Annotated in this window: 11 protein-coding genes; 8 read left to right on the top strand and 3 right to left on the bottom strand. The window is 55.8% G+C overall.

Annotated elements, in window-relative coordinates:
* The coding region (locus tag WC488_03880; protein MFA5077538.1) for a hypothetical protein at positions 1-393 on the top strand (393 nt) is incomplete at its 5' end.
* Position 394: 1 nt separating this feature from the next.
* Positions 395-904, top strand: a complete 510-nt coding sequence (locus WC488_03875) for a hypothetical protein (GenBank protein MFA5077537.1) — start codon at positions 395-397, stop codon at positions 902-904.
* Positions 905-966: 62 nt separating this feature from the next.
* On the opposite strand, the gene WC488_03870 is transcribed toward WC488_03875, so the two are convergent.
* The 3 genes from WC488_03870 to WC488_03860 all read right to left on the bottom strand — a co-directional run bounded on the left by WC488_03870 (position 967) and on the right by WC488_03860 (position 2,810).
* Entirely contained in the window at positions 967-1,641 is a 675-nt protein-coding gene (locus WC488_03870; GenBank protein ID MFA5077536.1) for an isoprenylcysteine carboxylmethyltransferase family protein, read from the bottom strand.
* A gap of 140 nt (positions 1,642-1,781) precedes the next feature.
* A complete protein-coding gene (locus WC488_03865) occupies positions 1,782-2,216 on the bottom strand; it encodes a hypothetical protein (GenBank protein ID MFA5077535.1) in 435 nt (144 codons plus the stop codon).
* A 72-nt stretch (positions 2,217-2,288) separates the two neighbouring features.
* Positions 2,289-2,810, bottom strand: a complete 522-nt coding sequence (locus WC488_03860; GenBank protein ID MFA5077534.1) for a CDP-2,3-bis-(O-geranylgeranyl)-sn-glycerol synthase — start codon at positions 2,808-2,810, stop codon at positions 2,289-2,291.
* A gap of 53 nt (positions 2,811-2,863) precedes the next feature.
* Here WC488_03860 and sppA point away from each other — a divergent pair, with 53 nt between their 5' ends.
* Genes sppA through WC488_03830 form a run of 6 tightly spaced genes read left to right on the top strand, consistent with a single transcriptional unit; the run spans position 2,864 to position 7,304 of the window.
* The gene (gene sppA, locus WC488_03855) at positions 2,864-3,793 is read left to right on the top strand and encodes a signal peptide peptidase SppA (protein MFA5077533.1); all 930 of its coding nucleotides are present in this window, start codon (positions 2,864-2,866) and stop codon (positions 3,791-3,793) included.
* On the top strand, positions 3,786-4,214 hold the full coding sequence (locus WC488_03850; GenBank protein MFA5077532.1) for a hypothetical protein: 429 nt from the start codon (positions 3,786-3,788) through the stop codon (positions 4,212-4,214). The genes sppA and WC488_03850 overlap by 8 nt, the downstream gene beginning before the upstream one ends.
* Before the next feature lie 55 nt (positions 4,215-4,269).
* Positions 4,270-4,866 (top strand): hypothetical protein, encoded by a 597-nt coding sequence (locus tag WC488_03845; GenBank protein MFA5077531.1) that lies wholly within the window; start codon positions 4,270-4,272, stop codon positions 4,864-4,866.
* Between the two features lie 4 nt (positions 4,867-4,870).
* Complete coding sequence (locus WC488_03840; protein ID MFA5077530.1) at positions 4,871-6,427, top strand: hypothetical protein; 1,557 nt, start codon at positions 4,871-4,873, stop codon at positions 6,425-6,427.
* A complete protein-coding gene (locus tag WC488_03835; protein MFA5077529.1) occupies positions 6,427-6,825 on the top strand; it encodes a hypothetical protein in 399 nt (132 codons plus the stop codon). Before WC488_03840 ends, WC488_03835 begins: the two co-directional genes overlap by 1 nt.
* Positions 6,822-7,304, top strand: a complete 483-nt coding sequence (locus WC488_03830) for a hypothetical protein (GenBank protein MFA5077528.1) — start codon at positions 6,822-6,824, stop codon at positions 7,302-7,304. Before WC488_03835 ends, WC488_03830 begins: the two co-directional genes overlap by 4 nt.
* The last annotated feature ends 146 nt before the right edge of the window (positions 7,305-7,450 follow it).

Below are 7,450 nucleotides of genomic sequence, written 5' to 3'. Positions count from 1 at the left end.
TCAGGAATAAAGACAGTCGCCCAGGGCACCACCATAATCATAGCGGTCTACGACGCGAAAGACCTTGTGGACAAGGCAGATACGCTGAGAGGAATGCAGATTGACGACAACACGAAAATCGCGGTGGTGGTGCTGGACGGAGCGCTCAAGATAGGGAAGATACTGGATCCGACCGGCTATTTCGGGAACCTGGGCGACGCGACAGTTGGAAAGGTCATCCAGGTAGGCCAGCAGATAGAGGAGCGCAGGCAGGGATGCGTGACCTGGAACGGAAAACTTTTGTGCCAGCAGGCGGACGGAAGCTACATTGACGAACTGGATGCATCCAGGCCGGTCTACGACAGGGTGGGCGGCGGCTGGTTCGGAAGCACAATATACGTACCGAGGCAGTGAAATGGCAAAAACATTTATCCTATGCGGTTTGCTCGCTTTCCTAGTTTTCGCAGGCTGCTGCGGCATAACCGAAAAACAGGGCAATGAAACCTCCAACATCTCAATTTCCGGGAGCAATTTCATCATAAAGGGAACCGGAGCAGATTACTCGAAAGGCGCGATATACTTCAACGACACGAACAATGATTCGCTCCCGGACATGGCAGCCATGGACACCAATGATGACGGCGAGTTGGACACTTTCATATACGACACGAATTTTGACGGCAAGGCGGATTTGTGGCAGGTGCTTCTGGGCGCAAACAGAACTGTCTCAAGCGCGTGGGATTTGAACGGAGATGCAGTTCCTGACGTTTACGATTCCAACGGCGATTACAAGATTGACGCCTGGGACCTCAACGGCGACGGGCGCATAGACCAGCGGGACGTCAATCTTGACGGCAAAGCCGAGCTCCACGACGATGATTTTGACGGCGTGTTCGACGAGGTGGAGAGCGCCATAGGCCGCTGAAGAGCCGAGAAATTTATCTACGCGCTATTTTCTACCTTTTGGATGCATGCCCAGCGGCAAATTTACCAAACGAGCGGAACCAGCCGGTATTTCACTTTTTCGCAATATTCGCTGTAGCCGGGCAGTTCCCTCCTAAGCACGTCCTCCTCGTTCAGTATGCGAAAGACGAGCATTGGTACGCAGAGGGCTAGAACCGGCAGGGCAACGTAGGAGCCGAGCGCCACCGGGCTTGCGAGATACATTATGAGCGTGCCGAAATACATCGGGTGCCTGATTATTGAGTACAGCCCGGTAGATACGACTTTCTGCCCCTTTTCAACCCGGACTGTCCGGCCCGCATAGCTGTTCTCCTTGAAAACCAGAAAAATCAGCGCATAGCTCAGGAAAACAACCAGATCCGCGGCAATGACAAGCTCAAAAGGCACACTGGACCACCCGAAGCGCCTGTCAAGGCCGGGAATCAGGAAGCCGATTAAGAAGATTATCAATCCGAATTTTTGCACGAGCGCCTGCTCCGTTTCTTTCTCCTTGGTTTTCAGCCTTCGCTCCAAAAACTCCGGGTCGTTCTTCAGGAAATACGAAATGACGAATGCCGCGGGAACAAGAACGATTGCCAGATACACCCACGCCTGCCAATAGTCCAGCGTGCCCGCAGGCAGGAAAAACATGAGGCATAGGGCCGCGAACGCAGCCGTGAACAGGAGCAGGGCCTTCTTCCTCATCGCAGAAGTATCCATGGAGCAACAAGCCCTCGCAGGTATAAAAATATTCCCAATTGGAGCGTGCGGCAAGCCGGCTTTCCTCGAACTCACTGAAAAAGGGCGGGCAGTGTTCAGGGAAATCACAGGAGGATAATCCAGCGCATCCTGCTTATTAGTCAGTCTATCACAAGGCTGGCATCGATCATGTTGCAGCTGTCCAGGGAAATCCCCATCTGCTGATAAGCCCCGGTGCACTCACCTATGCATTCTTGGATAAAATCGTCCTTTTCAGCCTGGTCCATCACGCTCCCGTATTGCGAAACCACCTGCGAAAGCTTTCCCGAACAAGTGCGCTGGCATCCCTGATTTATAGTTTCCGTGCAGCACGTGGTCGCGTCCCCGAGCCCCTGCTGCCTCACCAAATCCGTGCATTCCGAGAAGCAGTTCGGGCCCGAATCAAATTGCGTGCCTGCGCTCCTGTCGCAGAATTGCGTGCACGCTTCCCCGTAAGTCCCGAGGGAGCACGAGGATGAACTCGTTGAGCCGCAGCAGCCCGCGATGAGCGCAAGCGTCCCGAAAATCAGCGCGTGAATGAAAATATTTTTTGCCATGGGGTGCACTCAGCGCGCACGCTTTAATTGTTTTTGCTCTGGGCAAATGCCATCAGGCCGTGGAAGTTTCGCTTACCAAGGAACCTTTTTCCACCCGAGCCGGTTCGCAACGAAATTGCTCCCCACGTGCAGCACATAAGTAGTAATAAATAGGAACAGGAGCGCGTCCCATCCGTAGACAGCGGGAGAGACATACGGCTGCACCAGCATGAGCGCCACCACGAGGAACATGAGCTGGTCCAGTATGAACGGCTTCCCTGGTTCGATGCCGAACCTCCTCTTGAGGAAGCTCCCTAGCGCGTCCCCGACCATGGTCCCGAAGCTCATGAGCGCGAAGCCGGTGAACTGCACGCCCGCGGAAGGGAAGAAAGGCACCACGTAGAGCATGCTCAGTATCCCCCCCGCCGCTATTCCGCCGAAAACCCCTGCCAGGAACCCGCGCACTGTCTTCCCGTCCCCGAAAATCCTCCTTCCGTCCGGAAAGCCCAGCCCGAAATCCAGCTTGGTTCCCCCGCCGAGCACCACCGGGACAGCGTTCGCTATATACGCCGGAATCATGAATGCCAGGAGATAAACAGCAGTCTGCAATTCCATACAATTCTCTATCGTAGGAAAAGTATTATAAAGTGAATTACGGAAATCCGCTCATGCGATTCAAATCCACTTCTCCGCAGAATGTGAACTGGCTCAAGTACGGGGGCATAATACTCATCGGATTCGTTTTCCTCGTCTTCCTCGGCATCCTCCTCTTCTCATCAATCTCCATGCCCATTTTCGGGAAGTGCGTCGCAGTGGTGAACATAGACAGCGAGATTTCTTCAAGAAGCACACCCCAGAGCCTTTTCGCGGATTCAATCCCGGGAAGCGAGGAAATCGCGAAATCCATAGAGGAGCTGGACAGCCGCGACGACGTGGCCTCGGTGCTTTTAGTGGTTGATTCCCCCGGAGGAAGCGTAGTCGGCTCCCAGGAAATCTACCGCGCGGTCAAGAATCTCGACAAGCCCAAGGTGGCCTATTTCCGCGAGAGCGCGGCCTCTGGCGCATACTACATTTCCACAGGCACGGACTACATCATCAGCGAGCCGAGCGCGCTCACCGGCAGTATAGGTGTGATAATGACCCTTGCCGACCTCTCAGGCCTTTTTGAGAAGATAGGGTACAACATGACCGATGTGATAAGCGGGGAGAGCAAGGACATGGGCACCCCGAGCAGGCCGCTCACCCAGAAAGAGCGCGCCATCCTGCAGTCCCTGGTGGACGAGATTTTCCAGGACTTCCGCTCCGTGGTCGTGCAGAATCGCGGCTCCCGCCTCAATATGCAGAAATTCGAGGAGATACTTGACGGGCGGGTGGTGAGCGGAAAACAAGCCAAGGAAATAGGGCTCGTAGATGCGCTAGGAAGCAAAGAGGACGCGATAATGCAGGCCGCTCAGCTGGGCAACATCACGGACTCTGAACCCCGCTTGTGCGTAGTGAGCCCGTCTTCCGGAAGCCAGGGCCTTTTCGGCATGAATTCGCTCCTCAGAGGGCTCGTATTCGGGGAAGCCCAGAAGAAGGTAAGCATCCGCTATGAATAGCAGAGCCGGCCGCGAGAGGAAAGCAAAAAATGTCGGATTCAGCCGCGGAACGAAATCCAAAAGCCCGGATGAAAGGCCGGTTCTCGCAATTCTCTTCGTCCTCGTGCTCGTTTTCGTCCTGGCCATGCTGGCCCATGTATTTATCCTGGAAGAAAAAGCCCCTGGCAGCGCAATTTCCCCAATAAACACAACCCAGGACGGATGCACGCCTGGCCTGCGCCTCAACTGCACCAACACCCTGGGCTGCGAAGGCAGGAAGCTGTGCGTTGAAGGAAAGTGGACCGAGTGCGTCACCCAAAGGATTTGCGCACCGGGGCAGAAAGGCGCGTGCTCGGTGAACTCCTGCGAGATGGGATACGCGACATGCAACTCCTGCGGCACTGCGTACGAGAACTGCACCTCCGCCTCAGCCCCGTCTTAGGACCTGGGCGCGCGTGGAAATCAGGTTTTTAAACGTTCGTTGCATAATTCAAACGATGGCAAGGGCATTCATATTCTCGTTAGACGCGTTCGTGGCGTTTTCGCTCATATTGGTAGCGCTCCACGCCCTCATTTTCCTCGCCGCAGTCCCATCCAGCTATTACGGCGCGCTCATGCAAGCCAATTATTTCGCAAGGGACACCCTGCTTTCCCTCACGGTCGCGCAGGCCAATCGCGTCGCGGGCCTTGAAGACGAGCCGCTGGACGCATCCCTGCTGGATTACGTGATAGCGCACAGCAGCGACCCTGCGGTGGTGCGGCGGCACGTGGGCGCGCTCATCCCGGTGCAGTACGGCTACCGGCTTGAGATATGCGACCCTGAGCCAGGAGGTGCTTCAGCGACCTGCTCGAAAATCTACGACACCGCCGATTACAGCGCGGCCGAAGACCCGCACAACAAATTGTACCACAAACTCCAGGTCTCATCCAACTCCATCTACTTCGGCTACGTTACCGAAAGGGATTACAGCAACACCCACTGCTATATAACCTGCCACGGGCATCCGTGCCAGGACCTGTGCAAGCCCCCGGTATCCAATTACGACACGGGCACCGCCGAGCTTGGCCTGGTGCGGCTGCTGGTTTACAGGTGAAATGATGGCTCGAAAATCCCGCGGTTTCTTCTTCGTTCTCATCTCATTCATACTCATACTCTACATCTTCGTCTACCTCACTGCGTGGATAAACGCGTCCGAAGTCGCGGAGCGCACGTCCTCGGAGAGATTCCGCGCGGCCAGCATAGAAGGCATAGTCTACCAGCTCAGCCAGGAGAAATTCTCGGACTTCTTCGACGGCGCTGGCTATTACGCCCTTTTCAAGATAAACGACCATGCCTCGGACCAGGCGCACACGCTGAAATACGACTCCAGCGACGAGGTGCACTATCTCCGCAGGGCGTTCATAAGCCTCGTGGAGCACGGCAACTCCTCTGATTTCGAGGGCGCGCCACTAGCTTACTCGGGAAGCGAAGCAGACACGTACACTTTTGATGCATTTCTCAGGAACCTGAACGCAACGCTCGCGCCTGCCGGCCTGCACGTTACAAGCTTCAGGATTTCAGACGAGGACTTGGAGCAGGTTGACCCGGTGAAGTTCACGGGCTCGCTCACATTGGACCTCACGGTGGAGGATTCCCTTTCCACGATTTCGATAACCCGCAAGTTCAGCCTGCGCAGGACGTTCGAAGTGACCGGCTTCCCGGACCCGATGATAAAAAGGGAGAGCAAAAGGCTCCACATAGCCGGCCTTGACCCTGCGCGCGGAGTAGAGCGCCAGATATATTACAGTCCTGATTACGAGCCTTCGGACCTCAAGCCGGTTCTCAGGGACGAAGAGACCCAGGGGCAGGGCTTCTTCTACGGCCCGATGGTGGACGTGCAGGGCGCTCCCTCGATACCCACGGGCCAGCGCGGAACCTACATCCTCGTGGGCAGCTACAATGATGTTTTCCCGCTTCCTGACCGCGAGCTGTTCGGGGCCTACATACTCACAACTGAGCCAGGCACAGGAGGCCAGACAGAGGGCTGCCCCAAAGACGAAACCGACACGTTCATAGCGCTCACGTACACCAAGGAATCCAACGGCGACTGCAAGGCTTCCTTCAGGGACATAACCTACACTGACCGGCCGTTCGTGGTGATAAAGGACTTCGACATGAACCATTATACAGAATACAACGGCACCCCCCACGCATTGCTGATAGCGAACCGCACTGTGAACGACGTGCTTGCCGAGCCGGTGCGCAAGAACGGAGTCGCGGAAGTTTACGACATAGAGGATTTGCGCGACGCGACCATGTGCACCTACTTCATAAACACCGACCGCTCGCCCTCCTACCCGCAGCGGCTCACCAGATACGCGCTCACCGAGACAAGCCCGAACGGCCTCGAAACTTTCCTCGTGGGCACATGGGCAGGAGGCAGCGACCTTCCGATATATGACAGGTACAGCAGGGTGGATTTCGAGTTCTTCAAAAGCGTGCTCGATGATAATAGCAAAATAAGGGGGATGCCAGGCTGCAAGACCTTCGGCATGTGCTCTGCAGAAGTGGGCAGCAACGCTCCGCTCGGGCATTTCACCCTATCCAGAGAGTCCATAGAGCTGTACGAAACGCAAGGCATAGCCTGCACGTACGGAAAAGCGGGGTGCGACTGATGAAAGGACAATCCGCGCTCGAAACTCTCGTGACCGTTTCCACGCTCCTCATATTCACTGTGCCCATGGTGCTCCTGGTGCTTTCCGCTTCAGGCCTGCGCCTCGAAGACCTCTCGGTTTTCCACGCCCGCACCACCGTGCAGCAGATAGCGGACACAGTGAACGAGGTTTACCTCCAGGGCGACGGCTCCACGCGGACCATCCTGGTGCAGCTTCCCTCGAACACGAAAAGCCTCAACATCTCCGGCAGTTCGGTTGTGATTTACCTTTCCACCCAGAGCGGAGTTTACGAGATATCCCACCCGATACTCGCGAACGCGAGTTCCTTCTCGCTCTCCAGGAGCGGGCTTACCAAGATGGACGTGAAGATGGAGCACGGCGTAGTGGTGATTCAATGAGAAAAGGGCAGGTCGCGCTCGAGTTCTTCCTTTATTCCGCAGTGTTCCTAGTGGTGGTTCTAGCGGCATATTTCGCGGTGGTTTTCGTGCAGAGCGCCGACATATCCAACAAGGAGTCCTCTTACGTGAAATGGTTCGGCGAAAGCTTCTCCTCGGCAACGAACACCGCCATGGCCGGCCAGGCGGGCTTCAGGTACACCATGAAGTTCGGGAAAGACATACTCGGGAAGCCGTACAGCATTTACTTCCAGCCTTCAACAACAGGCAAGGGCGGATTCGTCTACATAACCTGGAGCAGCACCAACGCCACCTACGCCTACCCGATAGGCGCGATGGACGTAGTGGGCTCGGATTCGGCTTGCATAAGCGAGCGCGTCTCTTCCACAGGGAGCAGGGTGCTCACCATCACCCCTGACAGGGGCACGCTCACGTTCTACAACGACGGAAGCAGAATACTTCTCTCGCAGGGATGCACATGATGAACCTACAAAAGCGCCGGAAGAAGGGCCAGTATTTCAGCTTCGACGCGATAATCGCATCCACGATATTCATAATAACGTTCATATCGCTCCTGAGCTACTGGTTCAGCGTGAAATCCTCGCTCGAATCCAGGGACGAAGACATA

Source organism: Candidatus Micrarchaeia archaeon (assembly GCA_041650355.1).
Taxonomy (GTDB): domain Archaea; phylum Micrarchaeota; class Micrarchaeia; order Anstonellales; family Bilamarchaeaceae; genus JAHJBR01.
Note: the sequence above shows the minus strand (reverse complement) of the source record. Positions and strands in the feature narration are given on the sequence as shown.

What these genes read in the sequence shown, in the direction of transcription:
- WC488_03840 (MFA5077530.1), top strand. Translation starts at nt 4,871, where the DNA reads ATGGCTCGAAAATCCCGCGGTTTCTTCTTCGTTCTCATCTCATTCATA.
- WC488_03845 (MFA5077531.1), top strand. Translation starts at nt 4,270, where the DNA reads ATGGCAAGGGCATTCATATTCTCGTTAGACGCGTTCGTGGCGTTTTCG.
- WC488_03860 (MFA5077534.1), bottom strand. Translation starts at nt 2,810, where the DNA reads ATGGAATTGCAGACTGCTGTTTATCTCCTGGCATTCATGATTCCGGCG.
- WC488_03870 (MFA5077536.1), bottom strand. Translation starts at nt 1,641, where the DNA reads ATGGATACTTCTGCGATGAGGAAGAAGGCCCTGCTCCTGTTCACGGCT.
- WC488_03865 (MFA5077535.1), bottom strand. Translation starts at nt 2,216, where the DNA reads ATGGCAAAAAATATTTTCATTCACGCGCTGATTTTCGGGACGCTTGCG.
- sppA (MFA5077533.1), top strand. Translation starts at nt 2,864, where the DNA reads ATGCGATTCAAATCCACTTCTCCGCAGAATGTGAACTGGCTCAAGTAC.
- WC488_03850 (MFA5077532.1), top strand. Translation starts at nt 3,786, where the DNA reads ATGAATAGCAGAGCCGGCCGCGAGAGGAAAGCAAAAAATGTCGGATTC.
- WC488_03830 (MFA5077528.1), top strand. Translation starts at nt 6,822, where the DNA reads ATGAGAAAAGGGCAGGTCGCGCTCGAGTTCTTCCTTTATTCCGCAGTG.
- WC488_03835 (MFA5077529.1), top strand. Translation starts at nt 6,427, where the DNA reads ATGAAAGGACAATCCGCGCTCGAAACTCTCGTGACCGTTTCCACGCTC.
- WC488_03875 (MFA5077537.1), top strand. Translation starts at nt 395, where the DNA reads ATGGCAAAAACATTTATCCTATGCGGTTTGCTCGCTTTCCTAGTTTTC.